Below are 22,731 nucleotides of genomic sequence, written 5' to 3'. Positions count from 1 at the left end.
TCTCCATGGTCACCTCTTCTACTTCCGTCACACTAGCCCCCGACATCGGGTTCGAAGCCCTCATTGCCGAAATGGCACGCCTGGTCCGCTCCGGTGTGCCCCCAGACCGCATCAGCGTGTCCCACGATGCGGCCGCGCAATGGGTCTGTGAGGCCCACTGGGTGTACTCCGACGGTCCGGACGAAGCCTGTGCCGCCCGGCGCATGGATGCGCAACTCGCGCTGCTGCGCCTGATGCTGGAGCACGGGGCCGACCCCAACAAGCGCAAGAACCGCAACTCCACGCCGCTGGCCGTGTGCTGCCGGCAGTTCGCCACCTATTTCCAGGAGCGCGCCCTGGAGAAGCTGGCGCTGGTGCTGGCAGCGGGCGGCGACCCGCGCCAGACCAAGGACCCCGCACTCTGCATGGCCCTGGGCTTGCGCGAAATGCGGGGCGAGATTTTTGACATGCCGTTTCGCGGCGATGCGCCCCCAGGCCATGCCGAGACGGTGTACCAGGCCGTGGACATGCTGCTGCAGGCCGGTGCCGACATCGAGGCGCTGGACCACCGCAACATGTACTCGCCGCTGCTCATGGCGGCCCACATGGGCAGCGTGCCTTTGCTCCAGTTGCTGGTAGCGCGGGGCGCCAATGCGCAGGCCAGCAACCCCGACGGATCGAATGCGTTGATGTACGCAGCAGGCGATGTGGACGGCCTGGCACAAAGCCGCGCCGGTTTTTCGACCACCTGGCAGCGCATGGGTGACCCCGTAGCCACCACGCGCCAGTTGCTGGACTGGGGCCTGGACCCTGCTGCCGCCAATGCGCGCGGGCGCACACCGCTGCGCCTGGCCGTCAGCGCTGGCAACCTTGATGTGGCCGCCGTGCTGGCCGAGGCGCTTGCTGCCCAAGGCAAGCTCGTGGCTGCCGATGTGCGCCTGTTCCGTGGCACCGAATACGAGGCCCGCGTGGCGGCGTTGGCCACCTCGGTGCTACCCAAAAAGCCCGCCAAGCCCAAGGCCGCCGACGGTACCGCCCAGCGCGCCACCTGGGAGCGCGCCCCCGCGCTGATCGACGGCCCCACCGACTGGCAGCCCGACCAATACCCAGAGTGGCTGCGCACCTGTCTTAAGGAAGTGATCGCGCAACTGGCTTCGGGCACGGACCCGCGCGTGCCGCCCAGCATGTTTTATCTGGAGTACGACGACTACTTTCGCAGCCTGCGGTTGTCTCGCACCAAGTCGTATCTCAGCCGCAGCGGCGCGGTGGAAATGGGAGTCCATGTCTTCGATTGGTCGGTCATGCGCATCCGGTTCTCGCAGGTGGAGGGCGATGACTGGGTGCTGCGCGAGGCCATCGATTTGCCCATGGCACCTGGCGCACCGCCCACTACCGACGTGCTGTGCGACGCCATCGGGCAGCTGTGCGCACGCTACTTCAACACCCCGGCTTGACCACCTGTGAGCGTTGATCCACCACCCAACCCATCCCCTGACCGCCTGACCCATGACCTCCAAACCGAAATGGACCGACCGCATCTTTAGCCCCATCCGCGTGCTGAACCACGCCGACGGCCTGCACCTGGAGAAGTTCACCGACGCCGATCTGGACCAGATTGCCGACTGCGAGGACATTCTGGAGATCGACCTGCGCAGCAACCGCACGGCTCAACCGGTGGATCTGTCGCGCCTCGCGCACATCACCGGGCTGCGGCATTTGACGCTGGAGCGCATGACATTCACCAACCTTCAGGCGCTCCAGGCATTGCCCCACCTGCGGTCACTGACCATTGCGTACTGCGACTTCAAGGACTTCGAGGCGCTCAACGGGCTGAATGTAGAGACGCTGTTCGTGTGGAACAACAAGTTCACCCATTTCCCGGCGGGGCTCGACTTGCCCAGGCTGGAGAGCCTGTACCTGTCGCACAACCGCATCACGGACTTGTCGTTCGTTGCCAGCTACCCCACCCTTAAGTGCTTGCATGTGGACGGCAATCGGATCACCGACCTTGCTCCGTTGGCTGACTGCGCGGCGCTGGAGACGATGTGGATCAATGACAACCCGCTGACCACGCTGGCGCCTCTGGCGGGGCAGCGCTACCAACGCCTGCATGTCAGCAACGAACTGAGCGCCGAGCGGACTGCCTTGCAATTGGAGTTACCCGAGGAGCCCTATGAGCCCCCCCCGGAGAGCATCGAAGCCTCGCGCATCGCGCGGGTAATGGAGGCGAAAGACTGGCCGCAGCTCTACGCCATCACCAACCTGGACATCCTGGGCGATGCGTTCTCTCATTTCGTGCATGGGCACTTCGATGAAGAGATGGTGCGCGGGGCGCTGGCACACCCGGCCCCCGGCGCGTTCGATGCCATGGTCAAGCACGGCCTGCGTCCGCACTATTGGGACGAGTCCTTGCTGCTGGCGAACGTGCTGAGTGGGTTCGGCGAGCGCTTGGTAACTCCACTGACCGAGAGCTTTCACGCCAAACTGGCCTTTCACCCAGCGTATGAACCCTTCTACGCGGGCAAACTGAAGCAAGAGCACGCGACCATCGTCCGCATCCTGGTGGATGCGCCCTTGCCCGTATTGACCGATCTGTTCCTGGCCTTCTTCAACCTGCGCGGCGATTTTTCCGAGATTCATTTGTCCCACTACAAGCGCCTGCTCGATGTGGTGGGCAAAGTGCAATCGCCGTTGCTGGTGGAACCCATCATCGACCTGCTGCGGTTTGAAAAACACATCCTCGGTGGCGATGCGGCCTTCATGAAGAAAATCTTCAAAGCCATCGGGCAACTGGGCGGCAAGGCCGATGCCGCCGTGCTAGCCAGCCGCTTCGATGTGTCTACCGAAATCCGGCCCGATGTGGCGGAGGCCTACGAGGCCGCCATGAAGAAGCTGGGCAAGAAGAAGAGCTGAAGCGGGATCGTGCGCGTTATGTCCAACTTGAATCGAGTGAGCGCCCGTGTCTGAAACCCTTCTTCATTACACCGTGTATTTCGCATCGCGCGCGCAGGCTGCCGCCTGGGCTGCCGAGGCGCAGGCGATCGCCCAGAAGCCGCTGCAGGAGCATGCCCGCGTGCTGAGCGCCATGCTGGGCCTGGGTGACGATGCGGGCGCATCGTTCGAGTTCGCAAGCGCGGCGCAGTTGTGTGCCGAGCTGGCCATCCTCGGGCCGTGGAACCTGGTGGCCGCCGACAACTGGCCACCCGACCTGATGGAGCGGGGCGCACAGCTGTTCAGTTGCGAGTGGCACAACGGTGGCAAGCCGGACGGCCTGTGATTCAACGGCCCCAAGCCGGTGACACGCAAGCAGTTCGAAGCGGCAGTGCGCAAGTTGGATCCGCTGGAGGAAGTGCACCAGTTGCTGTCGAAGGAGCGGTATGGCGACGTGCTGGATCTGGTGCATCACCACGGGCTCGACCCCAACACGGTGCTGTACCACCGGCCGCTGATAGTGCACCTGCTGACGCCTCAGGCCGGCAAAGCCAGCGGCGTGCTGCCCACCGAGGCCGTCATCGCCCTGTTGAAGGCTGGGGCGCGCCCTGACCCGGTGGCGCTGGTCACCCGCATGCCCAGCTACACCTTGCCGGTGTTTCCGCTGCACTGCGCGGCCCGGGCGTTCGACATTCCTTTGATGCAGGCGCTGCTGGAGGCGGGTGTGGACGTGAATGCGGCCGATGACGGGGGATACACCGCCTTGCACCAGCTGGCGCATTCTTCTTACTACCTGTGCAAGCCGGTAGCGCTGGCAGTGCAGGCCGCGCAATGGTTGCTGGAGCGGGGCGCACAGGTGAATGCTTTGACTTGCCAGGGCAACTCCCCTCTGGCCAAAGATAGCCCGCACCAGGCCGTGCGCGACATTCTTCTCGCCCATGGCGGGCAGGTGATCTGGCCCCGCTACGCGCTGGAATACGACCTGCCGCAGCAGCAACTGAGTGCGATTTCGTACCACGACCATGCGCAATTCGATGCGCTGCTGGTGCAGGCACCGCCTGATGACGCCCACCGCCAAATGTTGCTGGTCAGAGCGGTGCAGCATGGCAACCACCATGCCCTGGGCGGCCTGTGGCAGTCTGGGGACCACGCCCTGATGTGCGTCGATAAATTCTCTATCTGCGAACTGCTGGCAGAGTCCATCACGCAACAGGAAGGCATGAATGTGGCCATGTTGCGTGACCTGGTGCTGCGCAGCCCGCCAGACGCCTTTCCGCTGCGGGACGCGCGCTGGCTGGATGCAGCGAACCGCTGCCTGGGGCATTTCGTCTCCAGCGTCCTGGATCAGCCCGTGGAGATGTTGGAAATGCTGCTGGCTTTGGGACTGCCGGCAGAGCCACCGGCCGATGCGCAGCGCAACCCGCTGTCGTCTGCCATTGATGCAAAGTCTCCGGCCAAGGTGGCGCTGCTGTTGGCGCACGGTGCCAATCCGAACCGGATCGTGTACCACGGAGGCAACGCCTTGCACGTGGCCTTGGAGAGCAAGGCGACCGACTGCATTCCCTTGCTGCTGCAGGCCGGTGCAGACCGCTCCCATTGCGATAGGCAGGGCCGCACGCCGCTGCAACTGGCGGTGGCCAAGCGCAACAAGACGGCTCAGAAACTTTTGTCTGCATTGCAGCTTGCTGTCGTTGGTGCGAATGGCTGCACTTCACCAACCAAGATCTCTTCTCAGTAAGCCCCCGAAGGCGGTCCAAGAACGCAAGGAGGCAAGCAAATATATGTCCGAGACAGCAATACCGTACGTGCGCAGTTTGGCGATGAGTCCAGCGCACAGACCTTTCTCTATACCCTGAGCACCGCAGCCGAGGCCCATGGTCAGGAGCTGGCGGCAATTCTCGCCGCTCTGGCACCGGGAGTAACTGACGGGCTTGGGCAAGAAATCAACATCGAACGTGTCGAGCGTCAAAATTCAACCGTTGTCGTGACGGCTTACGCCGGGCACATCGATTCGCTGGCTTGCGCGAGAAGTCATATTCGCATGGTTCGCGAGCAACATTGGCGCTAGTTGAGCACCGCAACAGCAGTAACGGGAGCGTTTCCTTGGCTACAAAAATCGTGATGCGGCGCAACGCCAAGCACCAAGCGTTTAGCGACGCCTGCGAGGCTGATGATAGGGCCCAGATGCACGCCCTGATACAGGAGGGGCTCGATCTGACCGAGCCATGGTCGATAAATGCGTATCCGTTAGTCGTGGCCCGATACGCCAACAATCTTCTATTGCTGGCCTACCTTCTGGAACAGGGCATGCCGCCTTGGCTTAACTTGCGCAGCCTGTTGCCGGAAGCCCCGGAGGGTGACCTCTCGGTGTTCAGTCTGCTCAATTACTGGGAACCGGGGCATCATGAGGCGATGATGTTCCTGTTGGAGCATGGCAGCTCGGCCAATTCCACAGAGACGGGCTATAACGCACTGGCGTCTCTGGCGTACTTAAAAGAATACGTAATGCGCGACACACTGTGCCGGCTTGAGGACAGCGTGGTAGGCGAGAGATCCGATGAATTTTTTGCCGCCTTGATGGCGCACAAACCCAATGTGGATCAGCCGATGAGTACCGGTGGAACCTTGTTGCGCCATATCGCTGAAGGCAACAACCGTTATGTAGCGCCCTTGGTGGCGTTGTCGAAAAAGGTTGATGCCCCAAAACACCGCACCCATAAATCGATGACGCCGCTACGCGTGGCGGCGGACAAAGGGTCGGATCTCGCCGTGGAAGCCTTGCTCAAGGCCGGAGCCAAGCCCAATGTCATGGACCGCTATCACCAAAACGACTCTATCCTGGATGAGGCGCTGAGTTCACAGGCAAACAAGAGAAACTTCGTCTATGGCAATTACCCCCGAGTGATTGAACTCCTTAGGGCGCATGGCGCAAAAACATCGGCAGAAATGCGCCAGGCTGGTGAGATACCACCGTTGTCCAGCGATAAGCCGGCCTGAGAGGAGTGTGTGGTATGGAGTGCCGTATTGTCCTAAGCTTTACCAGTGAGGATTCGTTCTGGGTTGCGAGGCTGCCACGCAAGGCAGACCGCACAGCCTGGGACGCGCAACTGCAACGCTGGTGGCAACGTTTTGCCGAGGTGGACGGACCGCGCTGGCAGCGTCTGTTACAAGAGTGCGTATTTGAGGCGTCCACCTTGCAGCCTCGCGTCGTTGACGCTGAGTACGGCGTATCTTCTATTTGTGTGACCCTGGACACCGGTAGCGAAGGTATCGCTTTGGCGCCGGGCTTGGTCAGCCTGTTGCACACGGTCGGCTGCCACAATGTCGAGGCTGTGCTAGTCACGGACGAGGCCGAGCCAATCATCGATGAGGAGGGCGAAACCCATTTCACCGGTGAGCGCTACTATGTCGACAAAGACGGGCGGATCATGGTGAGTGAGTACCCTGAAGTCGAATACCTCGACGAGTAGAGTCCTGCTCTGGCCGAAGAGACTGGAATAGCCCTGGTCAAGCGCATTGATCACCGCCCTTCCAGTGCGGAAAGTTTTGGTCAGCCTCCGCACGAGCTTCCAATATGGGCATTTACCAAAGACAGCAATTGGCCCTAATCGTGTACATCCCAGCGGCGTGATCGCCGCGTCGGCTTTGGCCCAGGCCCCGGCCGACGGCTACAGCGTGCTGATCACCACCAACACCACGCATGCGCAGCGCAACCGCTGTCGTCTGCCATTGATGCAAAGTCTCCGGCCAAGGTGGCGCTGCTGTTGGCGCACGGTGCCAATCCGAACCGGATCGTGCACCACGGAGGCAACGCCTTGCACGTGGCCTTGGAGAGCAAGGCGACCGACTGCATTCCCTTGCTGCTGCAGGCCGTTGCAGACCGCTCCCATTGCGATAAGCAAGGCCGCACGCCGCTGCAACTCGCGGTAGCCAAGCGCAACAAGACGGCTCAGAAGCTGTTGTCTGCGTGACCTGCCAGCCGGGAGGGCCTCCGGGGGTCGCCACTGTCGGGCAATGCGAGCAAATGCCTCGCGCCGACGTATCGCCGATTTTCTTGGTAAAAATGGCCGATAACGCTTGATGGATAAGCGCCAACAGCTATCAAATCTAAAGTGATTTGCTGCCTGTGATTCAAGGCCGCTGCACAATCACCAGCGCACAGAGCGCCTCGGCTCCCACCGACGGGTTTTCGTTCCGCGGGCGCCACTTTGCTGCGTCTTATGGTTTTCGTCGGGAATCTTCGAGAGTCGAACGTAATGCCACGAACTCTGCCATCGCAGCCACAGGCACATAAAGGCTGGTACACCAATCGCAGTCATCATAAAAATCCACCCAGCGTCCGTTGAGATGTTCGCATGCGAACTGATTCAATGCCGCAACAAAACTCGGCGTGAACCAATCCGAGTCATCAACATTTGCCACCCGAATTTCACGATCGGCACCCAGAAATTCAAAACGAATAAGCATACTTGCCCACCCATCGTCCGAGTCGAAATCCAGCTCTTGCGGCTCAAACTCGCCTTGGGTCGTGGCCACATAGCCAAAAAATAGCTCTGGATAATAATTCTGCGGGGCTTTCCCCTGCTCCAATAGATGGCCTACCGCGCACTGCGGGAAGAGATCCGCAAGTAGCATTGGAAAATTACTCCGCCGCTTCGCCAGCGCCAAGTCGAATTCGCTTTGATCCAAAGTTAGCCCATGCTTCAATGCCAACGAGCGAATTCGCTCCAGCATGTCCTCGGTGGCGCCCATACCCGCTCCTTGTTCAAGTCACAATCAGTTGTCGCAACGTCTGCCTAGTTTTGCACTGAAAATCTAGATGCTCGGCATGGCCGTGCTGTCATAAATCAGCTCCGTTGCCTCTCCATCGTTGACGTTTTGCCAGAAAATTTTCAAAGATAGTCGGTCGCGATTGTTGCTGGACCGATAATTTATGGGCATGCGGCACATCTGTCCGAACAAATCGATCAGGTATTGCACATGGGATGCTTCTAGAAAATCCCGCTGCGGTGTGATCAAAATGAGTTCGAGCACCCCATTGAAGTCCTTTTCACCGATGCGGGCGCCATTGATAGTGCCAGGCGCTACACGATCCACCAGAGCCAACAAATGGTGTCCCGCATGCCGGACCAAGTGTTCGCCACTGGGATCGCTTGCCCTGACGCGATAGCCATACTTGTTCTTTTTTCCGGCTATAGGTTCAAAACTCCAGCCTTGGATGTGTTCGATCTCCATTACACCGGGGTCGGCGAACTGCCCCGCCTTCCACGTCAGGATGCCGCCCGGGCCGGTTGCGAAGGTGCCCTCTTCATGCAAGCAGACAATATTGAAGTTCGCCATGAAGCTCACCCCCGAATCGCCGTACAAAAACACTTGCCAGCCTTTGGGTATGCTGGGCGAGGGCAGTGGATTTCCGTCCAAGTCATAGGCCTGAATGAAGTTACCCCGGAAGGATGCCACGTAGAGACAGTGACCATCCCACCACAGCTGCTCATAACCCCGCCATGCAGATACACCGGACGGGGCCGGGAGTGTGGCGAGCGCCTTGCTGTTTTCGGGCGCTGCCGGGTTCAGGCGATAAAGGTGCTGGTGATCGATAAAATAATAATCTTCGCCAGCTTTAGTCAAGCTGTTGATGTGGTTGGACCAGGTCACGGATTTCAACAACCGCCCCTCCTCGGGGGAAAATACATGGAGGATTTTATTATCGCCCAAGCCTCCGCCGCCCATAAAAACCAGGTTATCAATCACATGATAATAGGGCCGCTCCAGGGAACACGAGGCATCGGATGCGTCAAGTGAAGCCACGATTGATCCAGATTCATCATGAACATTCCAGCTATCGCAGCCCTCAACAAAGAAAAATCCATCTCTAACACAAACCCGTCGAGCATTCTCCAGAAATTGAATTATATTTTCATTCAAATAGTTATATGCAAAAAAGCTGTGCGCATGTTCACCCGAGGTATATCGGGCGACGAGCCAGCCATTGCCGAAATGCTCGGGCAAGCAGCGGTCAAAGGTCTTTACCCGCCCGCCGAAGCTGACCTTACAGCGACCGCCGTCATGGTTCTCATCGTGCCAATCCACCTGCACACTGGCGCCATCTTTTAATATCTCGTATTCTTTAACGAACCCCGGTTCGGGTATGGAAAGGGCACCACTACGGACGATGCCAGGAACATCAACATAGGTAAAAACCAAACTGTCGTTTGCCTCAAAAGAACCCAAATACCTCAACCCTGGAAATATCATCGAATTTCTCCTAATATCGCCTCAAAATTTTCTGAATTTAGAGGTGTGTTAATTAATCAGTCCTGTTCGGACTTGGTGGTTGTCAGCGCCGGAGCATTTGATTTTACCTGGCGCTACTAGCCAATGCCTGAAAAATGAAGGCTTCAGCTATCACGGTTTTTTGGAAGCTATGGAATATAAGCCACCCGCCGAAGGCGGATCGGCTTGACTGCACAGTTAGACCCAAAATCCAAACGGAAACCCCAGCTCGACGACGTGCCCACACTGCGAAAAAGCGTTGCGCCACAGAACCGGTTCAATATTCGCAAAATAATAGCTGACAGCGCACACTGCACAAGCGCTAGAGGCGAAATAAGCTTGATCTGGTGCAACACCCCAAGGCAGAGCCCGCGAGAAACCCCAAAACCAACAGATAACCGATTGAGAAGTGAAATGCCGATGAATAATGTATGGATTCAATAAAGCGGTATTTGCTCGAAACAACGTTTTGTTAAGGGGCGAGTTTTAGCTTTCTCCAGAGAATGCACCGAAGCGCCGAACGATTTGAGTCAGCTGTTATAATTAGCCCGTGAGACAGCCCATAATGTTTGTCTTGCTATTAAATGTTTGTTCAATAGCTGCTCTGATTTTTATAATTACAGGGCCTTTCGAAAATACTTCGTCGAGCACTTCATCATCGGGAACGTAATCGCTAGTGTTGATATAAAAACAATGTCCCATGAAGCATCCCCCTACAAGGTCAACTACACTTCCGAATCCATATCCAAACTTCCATGATTTTGCCAAATATGAAGCAGCGTTCTTATCTAGTTCAGCTAGAAGGCTATCGATCTCTATTTCGAACTCTTTGTTTCCGCCCTTAATACTCAAGGATATAAATTCAATTTTTCTTGAGCTTATGAATTTATCTATGGTTTCAATGTTATTTGCGGTGGCTGATAGTGCCTTTCCCTCTCCAGTTTCTTCATTGATGAAAAGGTACTCTATTGTCGGCGCTGGATCTCCAGCAGGAAGATTTCCTAGAAAATTTAAAAGACCATTTTTGCTCATCTATTTCGAAAAATGCAAGAACCTGTTCTTGGTTACATTTTCTTTTTTTTCAATATGGATCAAAACGGCACTGTCGTAACTCATGCTGATTTCCTTATCTGTATACTAGAATTAGACGAGGAACGACACGGCTGCATCGTCCGCAAAAGCAGTGCAATGGTATCTTCCTACTGCGAAACCATATAATCCGTGCCGCGCGATCATCTTCGCAAAATAAAGCCAACTCCAAAAGCCAAGGATTCGATACAGACAAGTTCTAAAAGTCACCTAATCGGTAAACTTTACGAGAAGGCTGCAGTCCTTCCCCTCCGCAGCACCTGTGAACATGGCGTATTTATCCGTGAGCATTCGCTCAGTGGCCTCTTCAAGCTGATGGCGCTGCGCAGCCGTAAGTGCGTGGCTATGCTCAAAATGAAGCTCTATTTTTCCGGAAAAATCAGAACTGTGGGGGCGGCCCATGAAAGCGCCATGCGAATATATTCCCTGATCCAATGCAGCAATCGCCTGCCGCGCGGCCACTGAATACTCTTCAGCGGCACTGATGCTGATGACAAGAGAGAAACCACCGTTGGAAGGTTGTTCTTTAAACGAAAAGATGGGTTGTTCTACATCACACACCCAGGGTTGCGGATTCAATGACTCCGCATCGCTCCAGCACACCAGATAGCTCAACCCAGCGATCATATTTCGCGCCGGATTGCGTAATTCGGCAAAATTCCGTCCATCGCTCCCTTTAAGCGAATCGAAGCAAAAGCCTGGAACGGGCGTAGGTCGCTGCCATTTCAAATTATTCAGATCAGAATCATAAAAATATAGCGCGTCGTCACCAACGAACGATATATATACGCCACTGTGTGTGGCTCTATAGGATATTATTTTCCGATCCGGGAAGGGCGCACTGAGGTAATGCCCATCCCAGACCATTAATCTATCTCCGCACGTAAAAAATATTTTACCTTCAGCCTGCGAAACGAGATACATCCCTGATGCGCCATCACCCTCGCAAACAAAAGTGTCTATGACTTTCAAGGCGCGAAGGTCGTACACCTCAATTACGCCCTTGTCGAAAGGATTCTTTCGGAAAATGAAAACAATATAATCTACTCGCTCGATAGCGACCTTTTCTGCGGATGCAACGAACACATCAGATATGCGGTGCTCAGTGTCGATTTTTATAATCGATTTGGCGATCCTACTGAAGAAATAGAAATTATCGTCACTGCATTCCAAGAATTGTAACGAACGTTCCTTGTGCTCAAAAATTGAACCGTTTTCAATTTTCTCGAAATGGTGATTCACGCGAGGGTAATCTGATCCATCGTATGTATAAATATAGCTCCCGAACCGCTCCTGATGGACATCTTCGGAAGAAAACGGATCACCACTTACCGGAACAATCTGCAAACCGTCGAAAACAAAATATTCATCATCGCATTTAAAATATGCGGTGCCGTCAGCGCTCTCCCAAACTTGCGACAGTTGGTTGTCATAAAAAATGGGCACGAGATTATGGGAGGCGTCCAAGCGCCATAAAAATCCGAACGACCGAAAAAAACCGTATTGGGAAGCCTCATGCAAATGATATTCAAACCCGGAACAAATGAAAGCACGCATAAATTTTCTTTGAACAATTTGCCTAAAAGCTCAATGCTGGACATTACCGCAAAATGCAAACAGGGCAAAATTTTCATGGGTATCCCCGTGACCATTGCATGCGGTTGGAAGGTGCCGAAAAATCTGCGAAAGCGATGTCAATCCTCGTCGGTACGGTCTCTGTAGCCGATGTGCAACTCGGCGTCACGCAAAGTAAAAACAGAGCATTCCTCATCGCCCACTACCAGCCCGTCTTGCTGATGAAAACTCAGGATGGAAAAAAGACGAATCACAAGTTCGAGAAAGGTTTCGTCGTCGTGATGCGGCCATTGAAAGTGAAAGACACCATCGCTCACATAGAACTCTTCCAACCGGAAAAGATGCTCGTCAAAGCGCTCTAGTATGGAATCCAGCACCTCATTGGCAGGACCTGCCGCGTCCTCCTCGAATTCGTCGATGTAATCTCGGTAGCCCTGAATGTTTCGTCGCGCCGGGTCTTTAAAAAAATCCTGATTGTCAGATACGTTGTCTGGGTTACATACCGCTTTGAGTTTGATGTACATGTTTTATCGTTCAAGGGTGGTTTTCTAATTCGATTCGGGTTCGCCGTGGTCTTGGCTGGTGCGAGCCAAATCAGCGGCAGTTCTGCCCGCTGCGTTTCTAGCGCGGGGGTCTGCGCCGTGCTCGAGCAGCATCGCGATCACTTGGGGATTTTCGTCACGTGCAAACCAGCTTTGAATGCCGTTTCCGCCCACCCAGGTCTGCCCGCTGCAGTAGTGCAGGGCTGTGTTTTGATAATTGTCGGTCGCATGCACATTGGCGCCCGCACGGAGCAGGGACTCCACCGCAGCCACGTCGTCCGTGAGTGCCGCAGCCATCAAGGGTGTGCCATGGCGGCCCACGCGCCCTTCCATGGTCCAGATGGGCTCAGCCGCCTTTGAATTCACGTCGCAGCCAAAGTCCTCCACCAGGTGGCGGACCATCTCCATTTTTTCGGGTTCGTAGCTCGCTGCGGCACAGGCGTGGATCAACAGATCCTTATTCGCCAGGTGCGCATTGTTCCCGGCGATTCTTTTAAAAACCGCCACCGAAAGGCCTTCCACCGCATCCACGAAAGTGCTTGTGCTGACTTGGGCACCGTGCGACAAAAGTCGGTCGACGAATTCAACATTCCTGGATTGGGCCGCGAAACCAAGGGCGTCACAGCCATTCTTGTCGCATGCGGTCATGTCTGGGTCGCGTCGCAAGACGATTTCCAGGTTGTGCGCGTGGATACCGAGGCGATCTGCGGCTTCCTCAAGCACTTCTGCATCGTCCTCTACCATTGCCTCAGCATGGCGTTGTACCGCCCAGCGGTAGTTCTCGCATGCCACCAGCAAGGGGGTGCTGCGGTTGTAGTCAACAAATTCGATGCCACCCTCGCTGTCCATGATGGCATCGAGTTCGGTATCGGTGATTTTGCGGCCTGCCATCTCCCCGAGAAACTCATCCGCGGCTTCGCTTACGTCGGTATGGGCACTTTCAGCGTATTGGTCGTCGCCTTGTTCGCCCAATCGCACGGTCTCCACCTCACCGGTTTCAAATAGCGTGGAAACCGCCGACCCTTGCTCCACGAATTCCTCGATCAAGGGCCAGATATGGTGCGACATGTCGTTCTTACCGCCCGCGAACCCGATGTGCACAAGATCGCGCCCATCCAGTTCGCACTCCATGTGCAGCAGTTCAAGTGCCCGTGCGAGAAAGGGGGTCTGCATAAACTCCTGCTCATCCACGATATAGCCGGATACCACTGAGTGCGCGGAGCAGCCACTCTGCAAGCGTTTCAGGGCCGCGGCCTGATTGGCCTCATTGATCCTTACGGTCGTCGCCGTGACTGAAGTGTTCACTCCCATTGCTACTCTCCTCAACTATTTTTTGAGCCTAACCGGTGCTTCATGTTCGAATGCATGTGTCGCGTAGACCGTTAAGCGATGGTATGCGGAACTATCCCGCCAATACTGGACAAGTTGTCCAGTCGAGTGCCTGGAACATGGATGATCTTTTTTGCGAGTACCAGCCCTTGCGCGCTCGGTTCAAGGATCAAGCAAAGGCCTATGCAGTGCCAGCGCCAGAACGACAGCTGCAGACGTCCCAGACCGAAGAGCTGAGGCGCCTGAAGGCCGAACTCAAGTGCGTGACTAAGGAGCGCGGCATCTTGAAGAGGTTCTCACGGATTAGCGGGGTAAGCCACCCCATTGACAAGAAAACAGCGGTGATATCTCAAGCAAGACGCTTGTGCGACCAATCATCGAACTTCAGAACACCGCTGCATACATAAAAATACATTATGGCTGGGCCTGTGGCCCTGCTTATACATTCCCCACACTCGTATCACCAACGACAGCGCATGGTTGCGACTGGAGTCGCGGACCAGACTGCCCGTGCGCTGCGGGCGCGTCTGATGAAGGATGAGTTCGCCCTTCACATAGGGCATTGCTAAGCCAGCGCCATCCTGGATGCGGATACGCGCCGGGTGCTGCACATCGCCAAGGATCGCACCTGCGCAGCGATCCCGCCCTTCTTTGGAGCATTGGGAGAAGCGAGCTGCAGGCGCATCCAGGTCATTTCCATGGACATGAACACGGCCGGTGCGGCGTTGGTGTCCTCAAGCTCGCATCGTCTATGACCTGTTCCGCGTGATCGCCAAGTATGGTCGGGAGGTGATCTCACGTGTGTGCGTGGATACAGCCAACGCCCTGCGCAACGACAAGCCCACTGGCTTCACTATTAGTGTCGCAGTAGTTCGCCCAGCACCCGTACCTCTTTAATTACGTGCCGCGCATCGGCCTTGGGATTGCCAAACCGCCTGCGCACTTCGTGTTCCAGTTCGTGCGCCATGCCGCGCGCTTCCTTTTCCCCGCGCAGCGCCCGAAGCCGCCATTCACGGGCCTGGGCCATCAGTTCTTCGTCCTGTAGTTCTTGTATTTCCATGGCAGATGCCATTGTGCCCAGATGAAGGGTGCCAGCTATTATGTGGGGGTATGGCTTCTTGCATGGAAAGAGGATGCTTGGTCTGTGCGTCTCCGGCCTGTGGACAGGGCCGGCCGTGCTGTCGTGCCGTGCATCGAGCCGCCTGTGGTGTCTCGCCCCCTACGGGCTTCCATCGTTCCCTTGCTTCGCTCGGCTGACGCCTTCGGCCCGGCTCGTTGACCCGGGCCTGCGCGCTGCGCTTGCCTCCAGGGGATCGGCTTGCAGCCCATCCCCGCCGCGCTGGGCTTGGCGCCCCTGGGATACCGCCGAACCGGCTGCTCCGGATCGGCCTTTGCACCTGCGGCGCTGCGCGCTTCGCTTGCGTGGGGTCGGCGTGGAGATCGGGCCGTTGCCTGTCCAGCCATCTTTCCTGAATCCATCACCTTGCTCGCGACTGTAGCCCGCGGCCGGGTGCCGTCAAGGCGCGCAGGGCCGTGTCCTCGGCTGCGCCTGCGGGCCGCACCAACCCTGCGCTTGTTTCCTTGACGGCACCCGGCCGCGCGCTCCTGACCGTCGCGGGCGATGAACTCAGGAAAGACGGTGGCAACGAGGCCAACCGGGTTCTTCGTGCCGACCCCACCGGAAGCCCGAAGAGGGCTCTGAATCTAGGAATCCGGTGAGGCTTTTTCAACAGCCAACTTCGTCAGGAGAAATCACCATGCAACTCGCATCCCGTTTCGCGCCGCAATCGCCGGTGCTTCGCTCTGAACATCCCTTGTCGGATGACCAGATCAGGGCCGTGGCCCCGTCCATCTTCGCGCAAGCACCGCACGGCAGCCGCTCCGAGCGCTACAGCTACATCCCCACGGCCACCGTGCTGCAGGAATTGAGAGGGGAGGGCTTCCAGCCCTTCATGGTGTGCCAGACCCGCGTGCGCCAGGAGGGGCGGCGCGATTTCACCAAGCATATGATCCGCCTGCGCCATGCCAGCCAGATCAATGGCCGCGAGGCCAACGAAATCATCCTGCTCAACTCCCATGACGGGACCAGCAGCTACCAGATGCTTGCGGGCATGTTCCGCTTCGTCTGCCAGAACGGGCTGGTGTGCGGCGACACAGTTGCCGATGTGCGCGTGCCCCACAAGGGCGATGTGGCGGGGCAGGTTATCGAGGGCGCGTATGAAGTCCTGAATGGCTTCGGTCAGGCGCAGCAATCCCGCGAATCCATGCAGGCGATCACCCTGGACGCCGGGGAGTCGGAGGTGTTCGCCCGCGCAGCGCTGACCCTCAAGTACGACGACCCGGCCAAGCCCGCACCCATCACGGAAACGCAAATCCTGATGCCGCGCCGCACGGACGACGACCGCCGCGACCTGTGGAGCGTGTTCAACCGCACCCAAGAAAACCTCATCAAGGGCGGCCTGCGCGCCCGCGCCGCTAACGGACGCCGCCAGAGCACCCGGCCCGTGCAGGGCATTGACCAGAACCTTCGCCTGAACCGCGCCCTGTGGCTGCTGGCCGATGGCATGCGCCAGCTCAAGGCCTGAGCTTCGTTCGGAGGGGCGCAGCCCCTCCTGCCATTCCTTGTTTGTCTTACTTCCCTTTTTCCCCTTCTCTTTCTTTGACCGATGGGAGCTTCATCATGAACACCGCTATTTTTCAAGAAACCAACGCCATCGCCACGGGCAGCACCGCCGCCGCCATGGCGGCTTCGCAGACACTGCTGCTGATGCCGCTGTCCAAGCTGCGGCCCTCCAGCCGGAACGTACGCAAGAGCGGCGGCACCTCGATCCCCGAACTGGCATCCAGCATTGCCCGTGTGGGCCTGCTGCAAAACCTTACCGTGGTGGCCGCACCCGATGGTGAGCACTACGAGGTGGTGGCCGGGCGGCGTCGTCTGGCTGCGCTCAAGCTGCTGGTTAAGCGCCGCAAGCTGGCGAAGGACCATGAGGTCTATTGCTTGCTGGTGCAGGACGATGCAGCGCGCACCGTGAGCCTGACCGAGAACATCCAACGCGAGTCCATGTCGCCCATCGAAGAACTGTTCGCCTGGAAAGACCTTGTGGCCGAAGGCAGGCCTGTGGAGGACATCGCTGCTGATTTCGGTGTGACGCCGTTGGTAGTGCAGCGGCGCCTGAAACTAGCCAACGTCTCGCCCCGCTTGCTGGCAGACTTCGGGACGCAGGCCGTGACACTGGAGCAGTTGATGGCGTTAGCCATCACCGACGACCATGCGGCGCAGGAGGCCGCGTTCTACGAATCACCGCAATGGCAACGCAGCCCGGACGCGCTGCGCGACCACCTGACCAGCGAAGAAGTCGACGCCAGCCGCGATGCGGTGGCGCACTTTGTCGGGCTGGAGGCGTACGAACAGGCAGGCGGCGGCGTCCGGCGCGACCTGTTCGCGGATGAGCACAACGGCCTCTTCCTGACCGATGGGGCACTGCTGGACTCCCTGGCGCGAGACAAGCTCGCTCCGCTGGCCGAGCAGTTGCGTGCCGAAGGCTGGGCCTGGGTGGATGCGGCGCCGCGTGCCACCGCATCCGACCTCTACCAGTTCCAGCGGGCGCGCAGTACACGCCGAGAACCCACCAAGACCGAGGCCAAGCGCATCGCCAAGCTGGAAGACCAGCAGGTGAAGTTGCAGGAGCAACTGGACGACGAGAACGAGGACATGACCGACGAGCAGGCACAGGCGCTGCACGACGCCATGGACGCGCTTGGCAACGAACTGGACTCCATTGAACGCCAGCTGGTCGAATACCCGCCCGCCGTAGTGGCGCTGGCCGGTGCCATCGTGTCGGTCGATCACATGGGCGGGGTGGTAGTGCACCGTGGCCTGCTGCGCGAGGAACAGGCCAGGGCCCTGCGGGATCAGGCGCGGCAGGAGGAGGGCGGGGCGGGCGGCAACTCGGATGCCGACACCGACGAGTCAGCCAAGTCAGGAATCTCGGAAAAGCTGGCCAAGCGCCTCAGTGCGCACCGCACGGCAGCGCTGCAGGCTGAGGTGGCACGGCATCCCCATGTCGCGCTGGTGGCCCTGGTGCATCGCCTTGCGCTGCGGGTGATCGTGGAGAGCTACGGGGCGGGAGACTCGGCAGTCAACATTTCTGCGACACCCCAGGATGGGCTTGGACTGCATGCGCCCGACATGGCCGATGCCCCCGCAGCCGTGGGCATGCGCAAGGTGCGGGACGCCTGGGCCCATCGCCTGCCCAACGATTCGGACGCGCTGTTCGCCGAACTGCTGGCTTTCCCGCAGCAGGAGCTGCTGTCCTTGCTGGCGGTGTGTGTGGCTTCCACGGTCAGCGCGCTGGCTTCGCAGGAAGGAGAAGTCCCCGCCACTGCGCTGGCGCAGGCCGTGAAGCTCGACATGCACGACTGGTGGACCCCGACCGCCGCAGGCTACTTCGAGCATGTCTCGAAAGCCAAGGCGCTGGAAGCGGTGCAGGTATTTGCGCCCGATCAGGTGAACCGGCTGGGCAAGCTCAGGAAGGCCGAGCTTGCGAGCGAGGCCGAACGGCTGGCTGTGGGGACAGGGTGGCTACCGGTGATGTTCAGGGTACAGGACGCGGCTGTCGAAGTCGAAGCGAAAACCGGGCGGGAAAGCGAGACTGATGCCGATGCCAGCGTCGATACCAGCGGCAACGCCGTTTCGGAGGTCCACGAGGACGCGCACGCGGAGGCGTGAGCATGAAGCCCCGGCCGTTGGGCCGGGGCTTTTTGCATGGGCGCGACGCGCGCGACAGGTCTGCCGCGCGCGTTGGGACTTCCAAGGCGTGAAGGCCTCTTCACCCTTGCTTGAGTTGTCGCGGCATGACGTGTCCAAGACTGCGATGCTCACGAAGTTGTGCACGACATCAGGCCGACCGACCGTTCCGCAGCGGTTGCTGTCGAACGCAATGTTCGCCTCTTAGGCTGCTCTTGACCAGGAAGTGGACGCTCAAATCAAGCTTCTTGAAGAGTATTTTGGCGCCCAGCTATATGACGCCGCGCCTGTGTGCGAGCTTAGTGGATCGACTTCCGGCAAGTCCGGCGCACTCGGTCCATCCCTTCTGCTCAGCACCTGACGGTGTCGGATCTCATCACTGCGCTTCTTGGAGCGTCAGAGCGATTTCCGAGGCTCGTTAGTGCGCATTGCAATCGCCCCAGTGCGGGGCCGGCGATGCTCCTACAAGTCTGCATGGATCCAAGAAAACTCAATGCTTCCTTCAGTGTGAGCTTCAATGGGTTAGCCATAAAGCATGGCCAACCAATGTTCTGATACGCTTGTAAGCAAAAGCGACTGCCGGATGTACATGACTGGACTCTTCGTCGAGCAGCGTGGGCTATGCGAGAGGGCCGGCGCCTTCCAAGCGTGCTAGTTAGTAAGACGAAATAGCCCTTCCGGTATTTAGCTACGCATCGTCTTTGAAAACCACAACAGGAGCGCTTCTTGGCCAAGTCTCTTATCAGGGTAATGCTGTCCAGCCGATGTGTGGATGCTTTTCCTGCAGGTAGCAAAACCAATCTGACCGACCTGCGAAAAGAGCTGAAAAGGGAGATCGAATCAGCCGAGGTGCTGGGGCGAAAGCTGTTTGAAGTCTGGATCAACGAAGACGCGCCGCCGGCCGAAGGCACGCAGGATAGCTGGGATGCCTGTCTGCAGGCCGTGCGCGACTGCGATGTGCTTATCGTGCTATCCAACGGTAATGCAGGCTGGGCTGCGGGCGAGCAGGACATCGGTATCTGTCACGCCGAATACATGGAGGGCCTTCGTTCAGCGCAAGCCAAGGTGCGCATGGTGGCATTACCGACAGTGGCCGACGCTCAGGGCTCTGCCGGCGAGCGCAACCGGCGCTTTCAGGACTATCTCTCGCGGCAGACCGCCTTCCGGGGCGGCGAGGTGAAGACCGTCGCTGATGCCAAAAAGCGCGTGTTTGAAGCACTCTCGGATGCTGTGATTTCGCTGACGCAACGGGGCGTTCAGGCGTCCGCGTCGACGCGCTTTGATGTTGGCGCTGCCCTGGATTGGACCCGGCTCGACTTCCGTCAACGGAAAACAGCCATGGAGATGACACTCAAAACGGCGTTGGGTGGGCTCAAGGGCGCCAAGGCGGTGGACGGCGGTGTGGTGGTCAATCTGGATGGCAAGGAAGTAGTGGTAGTCGTTCATGCGATTCCAGCCTCGTTCAGTGTGGCCGCGGCGCGCGAGTTGGTGGGGCGGCCCTTCCTGGAAGATCACCAACGCATCAAGCTTCTGGCTTCGGCCCATGGGCCACTGCACCTGATTGCCTGTCACCGGGGCGCAACGGAAACCCAAGCCACGTCGCTACTGGGATTTCCAGATGCGACGGTGGTAAGCGGCCCCTTTGGAGTGTTTGTGGCCGATGACGTGCAGAAGGTGCAATTCGCCTTCTTGGCCAACTGCCGAGACGACTCACAGACGAGACACGCGAGTCAGCGTTTTATTGAATGGTTGCAACAAACCGGTGAAGCAGCGCTGGTGGCGCGCAGGGCGGTGTCTCGCGCTCGAATCGTTAAGGTAGTAGCGAAAGAAATGAATATCTGAGGAGGGTGAACATGAATGAAGAGGATCTGCTGCTGGGGCCGGTGCTGTCGTTTCGCGGTATCGGAAAAGGGGATGCTTGGCGAGTAACGGCACTGATTGGTCTCAAGGCAGGTGCACAGATCCCGGAATTCAAAGTAGATGGCAAGGCATGTGCTGCACCTAAGGAGCTATTGTCAACGCGCGGCGAGCGCTATCTGCGCTACGACATTTCCTGCAAGGTCTTGAAGGATGAGCGCACGGTCAGCTACGGCATCCCGGATGGGCTAACCTGGAACATGACGGTGCCAGGCAAGGATTTTTCTCCGCGCATGGCGTACGTATCGTGCAACGGATTCTCTGACCCTGCGGTGATGAGGAAAATCATCCGTACGTCAGATGCGGTGTGGGAGGACCTGCTCTACAGCCATGATCGCAAACTGCGCAGAAAGCCTGGGGAGGGAGAAGTCAAGCTGTTGGACAAGGAGCAGTTGTGGCATGAGAAGCGCATTCACGACAAAGGCCTGCAGCGTTTTCACTTGATGCTCATGGGCGGCGATCAGATCTACTTTGACTCTATCTGGGAAGACATCAAAGCGCTGCGGCAATGGGTGGGCCTGCCTCGCCAGGCCCAACTGGACTTCAAGGTCAGCAAGCCTCTCGAACGGGAGATAGAGGCCTACTATTTTGGCCTGTACAAACAACGATGGCTCCCCATTGAGAGGCAGCCATGGTCGTCCGCGACAGCTGCGCTTGATGCTGGGGCAGCGATGGCGTCCATGCCAACCATCATGGTGTGGGACGACCACGACATCTTTGACGGCTGGGGGTCATACAGCTGCGAGATGCAGAACTGCGAGCTATTTCAAACACTCTTCCGCCATGCGCGTAGGGCATTCTGGGTGTTCCAGATGCAACATGCGCTGGAAGATCTGCCTGAACTGGAGGACACAACGCCGGCAGGATTCACCCGTCAGGACCCTCTGCTAAGGCCTATCCCATGGAGCAAGGTGCTCGCTAAGGATCCGCTGGCACTTCCGCTGCTCGACAATCAACCAGGATTTACGTTCGCCTATTCGATTGGGCCAGTAGCTGTCGTTGCTGCCGACTTGCGCACGGAGCGCTCCCGAACCCAGGTCATGGGATCGGATACGTGGCGGCAAATCAAGGAATGGACTGGCAACCTGAAGTCTGGAGGCGCTGGGCCGCAGCCGAAGACTGGATGTCAGCACCTGCTGTTCATGTCCTCTGTGCCGGTAGTGCACCCAAAGCTGCCATTGGCAGAACTGTTTTTGGATAAATTCGGGCAGGACCATGTCATCGACAGCAACGCCGACGACCTCAAAGATCACTGGTCCCATGATGACCATGAGGGGGAGCGCAAGCGACTGCTCGAGGTGCTATCAAGTTTTGCTCGCGACAAGAAGATTCGGGTTTCATTGGTCTCGGGGGATGTGCATGTTGCAGCGTGGGGGACGGCCTATCGCAAAGATCTGCCCGCCTCCGAAACATGGTCGCAGATGCATCAATTTACGTCGTCTGCCGTTGTTCACCCATCGTTGATGGGGGTGACAGAACGGTTGTTTCTTGCTTGGTTGAACTCCAATGCCAAGAAGCCTCAAAACATCGATGTGCAGTATGTCGCTGAAGTCATGACGTTTCCGGGGCATGACACTCATGTCATGGCAGCGCGCAACTGGCTTGCCTTGGAGCTAGATCTTGGGTCCGCCGAAGGGTGCAAGCTTTGGGCAACTTGGCGATGTGAAACTGAGACAAGTTTCTCAAACCACTTGATTGCAGTGGCTCCCATTGCCTAAGTTCGTTTAAGTGCGGCTAGATGGGCTTATAAAACAGAATCAGAAAAGCTATTGATGAACAGCACTGCAGAGTAGGCCCCTTGAAAAATAGTGGATCCCAGGGGGGGGGGGAGTAATTGCGCCTGTTCGCAGAGTTGCTCACGTATCAAGAAATTATCATGAACGAGAAAAGTCTGCTTTAAGAAAACGAGCCGTGTCGTGAAACCCAACATACCACCCTTCTGGGAAAGGTCGATTTCCGACAATGACAAAAGCGAACCCGTTCAAAACAGAAATGGCAGCGCGCGCATGATCTGCCGCAAGTCTCTCATCTGTGCCGGAGGGGGTGGGCATCGCTTCAGGGTGGGTATGCCAAAGGCCAATGCAATACAAACCTTCCTGAAGCAAATCCTGTCGTTGCCGCATCGCCTCGATAGGATCGAACGCCACGCTTGACCAAGACGCACGCCGCGCCTTGAGCGAGGTGACCTTTGAGATCACGATGGTTGACGCCGTGAGGTCATTTGTGAAGAGCTGACCCACGGACTCTTTTGAACGTGACCAGCGCTGCATCCTCCTCTGCAGCATCGAGACTGCGGCTTCGTCAAACTGAAGACTCCATTCCGCGCCCGGGAGTGCAAACTTCACTAGC

General features: G+C 57.7%; 22 protein-coding genes and 1 pseudogene. 13 read left to right on the top strand and 10 right to left on the bottom strand.

The features are described from left to right. Nucleotides 1-71: 71 nt before the first annotated feature. The 7 genes from G7045_RS08760 (at nucleotide 72) to G7045_RS08730 (ending at nucleotide 6,881) form a co-directional block, all read left to right on the top strand. Nucleotides 72-1,433 (top strand): ankyrin repeat domain-containing protein, encoded by a 1,362-nt coding sequence (locus G7045_RS08760; RefSeq protein WP_205737182.1) that lies wholly within the window; start codon nucleotides 72-74, stop codon nucleotides 1,431-1,433. A 52-nt stretch (nucleotides 1,434-1,485) separates the two neighbouring features. After that, nucleotides 1,486-2,892 (top strand): leucine-rich repeat domain-containing protein, encoded by a 1,407-nt coding sequence (locus tag G7045_RS08755; RefSeq protein ID WP_166159273.1) that lies wholly within the window; start codon nucleotides 1,486-1,488, stop codon nucleotides 2,890-2,892. 46 nt (nucleotides 2,893-2,938) lie between these two features. Beyond that, on the top strand, nucleotides 2,939-3,256 hold the full coding sequence (locus G7045_RS08750; protein ID WP_166159272.1) for a hypothetical protein: 318 nt from the start codon (nucleotides 2,939-2,941) through the stop codon (nucleotides 3,254-3,256). 18 nt (nucleotides 3,257-3,274) lie between these two features. Further along, the gene (locus G7045_RS08745) at nucleotides 3,275-4,648 is read left to right on the top strand and encodes an ankyrin repeat domain-containing protein (RefSeq protein ID WP_166159271.1); all 1,374 of its coding nucleotides are present in this window, start codon (nucleotides 3,275-3,277) and stop codon (nucleotides 4,646-4,648) included. 365 nt (nucleotides 4,649-5,013) lie between these two features. Beyond that, nucleotides 5,014-5,907: an ankyrin repeat domain-containing protein gene (locus G7045_RS08740; protein ID WP_166159270.1), complete on the top strand. Its 894-nt coding sequence runs from the start codon at nucleotides 5,014-5,016 to the stop codon at nucleotides 5,905-5,907. Between the two features lie 14 nt (nucleotides 5,908-5,921). Further along, nucleotides 5,922-6,380: a hypothetical protein gene (locus G7045_RS08735; RefSeq protein WP_166159269.1), complete on the top strand. Its 459-nt coding sequence runs from the start codon at nucleotides 5,922-5,924 to the stop codon at nucleotides 6,378-6,380. Nucleotides 6,381-6,626: 246 nt separating this feature from the next. Next, entirely contained in the window at nucleotides 6,627-6,881 is a 255-nt protein-coding gene (locus G7045_RS08730) for an ankyrin repeat domain-containing protein (protein WP_370521764.1), read from the top strand. A 247-nt stretch (nucleotides 6,882-7,128) separates the two neighbouring features. Here G7045_RS08730 and G7045_RS08725 read toward each other — a convergent pair whose 3' ends face one another. The 8 genes from G7045_RS08725 to G7045_RS08700 all read right to left on the bottom strand — a co-directional run bounded on the left by G7045_RS08725 (nucleotide 7,129) and on the right by G7045_RS08700 (nucleotide 13,700). Further along, on the bottom strand, nucleotides 7,129-7,662 hold the full coding sequence (locus tag G7045_RS08725) for a hypothetical protein (RefSeq protein WP_166159267.1): 534 nt from the start codon (nucleotides 7,660-7,662) through the stop codon (nucleotides 7,129-7,131). A 63-nt stretch (nucleotides 7,663-7,725) separates the two neighbouring features. After that, the gene (locus G7045_RS08720; RefSeq protein WP_166159266.1) at nucleotides 7,726-9,165 is read right to left on the bottom strand and encodes a hypothetical protein; all 1,440 of its coding nucleotides are present in this window, start codon (nucleotides 9,163-9,165) and stop codon (nucleotides 7,726-7,728) included. A gap of 167 nt (nucleotides 9,166-9,332) precedes the next feature. Beyond that, nucleotides 9,333-9,398 (bottom strand): DUF1010 domain-containing protein, encoded by a 66-nt coding sequence (locus G7045_RS14940; protein ID WP_370521763.1) that lies wholly within the window; start codon nucleotides 9,396-9,398, stop codon nucleotides 9,333-9,335. Further along, entirely contained in the window at nucleotides 9,382-9,624 is a 243-nt protein-coding gene (locus G7045_RS14935; RefSeq protein WP_370521600.1) for a DUF1010 domain-containing protein, read from the bottom strand. Before G7045_RS14935 ends, G7045_RS14940 begins: the two co-directional genes overlap by 17 nt. Nucleotides 9,625-9,726: 102 nt before the next feature. After that, the gene (locus G7045_RS08715) at nucleotides 9,727-10,215 is read right to left on the bottom strand and encodes a hypothetical protein (RefSeq protein ID WP_166159265.1); all 489 of its coding nucleotides are present in this window, start codon (nucleotides 10,213-10,215) and stop codon (nucleotides 9,727-9,729) included. A 267-nt stretch (nucleotides 10,216-10,482) separates the two neighbouring features. Next, nucleotides 10,483-11,829 (bottom strand): hypothetical protein, encoded by a 1,347-nt coding sequence (locus G7045_RS08710; protein WP_166159264.1) that lies wholly within the window; start codon nucleotides 11,827-11,829, stop codon nucleotides 10,483-10,485. A 137-nt stretch (nucleotides 11,830-11,966) separates the two neighbouring features. After that, a complete protein-coding gene (locus tag G7045_RS08705; RefSeq protein ID WP_166159263.1) occupies nucleotides 11,967-12,371 on the bottom strand; it encodes a hypothetical protein in 405 nt (134 codons plus the stop codon). A gap of 24 nt (nucleotides 12,372-12,395) precedes the next feature. After that, the gene (locus tag G7045_RS08700; protein ID WP_166159262.1) at nucleotides 12,396-13,700 is read right to left on the bottom strand and encodes an ankyrin repeat domain-containing protein; all 1,305 of its coding nucleotides are present in this window, start codon (nucleotides 13,698-13,700) and stop codon (nucleotides 12,396-12,398) included. A 194-nt stretch (nucleotides 13,701-13,894) separates the two neighbouring features. Between G7045_RS08700 and G7045_RS08695 the strand changes: the two are divergent. Then, nucleotides 13,895-14,011, top strand: a pseudogene (locus G7045_RS08695) (IS3 family transposase); the annotation flags it as partial. Between the two features lie 285 nt (nucleotides 14,012-14,296). Next, nucleotides 14,297-14,473, top strand: coding sequence for a transposase (locus G7045_RS14930; protein WP_370521762.1), 177 nt, complete (start codon nucleotides 14,297-14,299; stop codon nucleotides 14,471-14,473). Nucleotides 14,474-14,574: 101 nt separating this feature from the next. Here the strand turns inward: G7045_RS14930 and G7045_RS08685 are convergent, their stop codons facing one another. Next, on the bottom strand, nucleotides 14,575-14,778 hold the full coding sequence (locus tag G7045_RS08685) for a hypothetical protein (RefSeq protein WP_166159260.1): 204 nt from the start codon (nucleotides 14,776-14,778) through the stop codon (nucleotides 14,575-14,577). 697 nt (nucleotides 14,779-15,475) lie between these two features. Here G7045_RS08685 and G7045_RS08680 point away from each other — a divergent pair. The 4 genes from G7045_RS08680 (at nucleotide 15,476) to G7045_RS08665 (ending at nucleotide 22,100) form a co-directional block, all read left to right on the top strand. Further along, the gene (locus G7045_RS08680; RefSeq protein ID WP_166159259.1) at nucleotides 15,476-16,303 is read left to right on the top strand and encodes a DUF932 domain-containing protein; all 828 of its coding nucleotides are present in this window, start codon (nucleotides 15,476-15,478) and stop codon (nucleotides 16,301-16,303) included. A 95-nt stretch (nucleotides 16,304-16,398) separates the two neighbouring features. Beyond that, nucleotides 16,399-18,447 (top strand): ParB/RepB/Spo0J family partition protein, encoded by a 2,049-nt coding sequence (locus G7045_RS08675; protein WP_240919192.1) that lies wholly within the window; start codon nucleotides 16,399-16,401, stop codon nucleotides 18,445-18,447. 744 nt (nucleotides 18,448-19,191) lie between these two features. Further along, a complete protein-coding gene (locus tag G7045_RS08670; protein ID WP_166159258.1) occupies nucleotides 19,192-20,307 on the top strand; it encodes a DUF4062 domain-containing protein in 1,116 nt (371 codons plus the stop codon). Between the two features lie 11 nt (nucleotides 20,308-20,318). After that, entirely contained in the window at nucleotides 20,319-22,100 is a 1,782-nt protein-coding gene (locus G7045_RS08665; protein WP_166159257.1) for an alkaline phosphatase D family protein, read from the top strand. 156 nt (nucleotides 22,101-22,256) lie between these two features. On the opposite strand, the gene G7045_RS08660 is transcribed toward G7045_RS08665, so the two are convergent. Further along, on the bottom strand, nucleotides 22,257-22,727 hold the full coding sequence (locus G7045_RS08660) for a Mov34/MPN/PAD-1 family protein (protein WP_166159256.1): 471 nt from the start codon (nucleotides 22,725-22,727) through the stop codon (nucleotides 22,257-22,259). Between the last annotated feature and the right edge of the window lie 4 nt (nucleotides 22,728-22,731).

The sequence above is a fragment of the Acidovorax sp. HDW3 genome, from assembly GCF_011303755.1.
In the GTDB taxonomy this organism is placed as follows: Bacteria; Pseudomonadota; Gammaproteobacteria; order Burkholderiales; family Burkholderiaceae_C; genus Paenacidovorax.
This window is presented reverse-complemented; position numbering and strand designations above follow the sequence as displayed.

Coding starts and splice junctions, on each gene's coding strand:
- G7045_RS08680 (WP_166159259.1), top strand. CDS start 15,476: ATGCAACTCGCATCCCGTTTCGCGCCGCAATCGCCGGTGCTTCGCTCT.
- G7045_RS08685 (WP_166159260.1), bottom strand. CDS start 14,778: ATGGAAATACAAGAACTACAGGACGAAGAACTGATGGCCCAGGCCCGT.
- G7045_RS08755 (WP_166159273.1), top strand. CDS start 1,486: ATGACCTCCAAACCGAAATGGACCGACCGCATCTTTAGCCCCATCCGC.
- G7045_RS08710 (WP_166159264.1), bottom strand. CDS start 11,829: ATGCGTGCTTTCATTTGTTCCGGGTTTGAATATCATTTGCATGAGGCT.
- G7045_RS08675 (WP_240919192.1), top strand. CDS start 16,399: ATGAACACCGCTATTTTTCAAGAAACCAACGCCATCGCCACGGGCAGC.
- G7045_RS08725 (WP_166159267.1), bottom strand. CDS start 7,662: ATGGGCGCCACCGAGGACATGCTGGAGCGAATTCGCTCGTTGGCATTG.
- G7045_RS08665 (WP_166159257.1), top strand. CDS start 20,319: ATGAATGAAGAGGATCTGCTGCTGGGGCCGGTGCTGTCGTTTCGCGGT.
- G7045_RS08700 (WP_166159262.1), bottom strand. CDS start 13,700: ATGGGAGTGAACACTTCAGTCACGGCGACGACCGTAAGGATCAATGAG.
- G7045_RS08760 (WP_205737182.1), top strand. CDS start 72: ATGGCACGCCTGGTCCGCTCCGGTGTGCCCCCAGACCGCATCAGCGTG.
- G7045_RS08715 (WP_166159265.1), bottom strand. CDS start 10,215: ATGAGCAAAAATGGTCTTTTAAATTTTCTAGGAAATCTTCCTGCTGGA.
- G7045_RS08735 (WP_166159269.1), top strand. CDS start 5,922: ATGGAGTGCCGTATTGTCCTAAGCTTTACCAGTGAGGATTCGTTCTGG.
- G7045_RS08720 (WP_166159266.1), bottom strand. CDS start 9,165: ATGATATTTCCAGGGTTGAGGTATTTGGGTTCTTTTGAGGCAAACGAC.
- G7045_RS08705 (WP_166159263.1), bottom strand. CDS start 12,371: ATGTACATCAAACTCAAAGCGGTATGTAACCCAGACAACGTATCTGAC.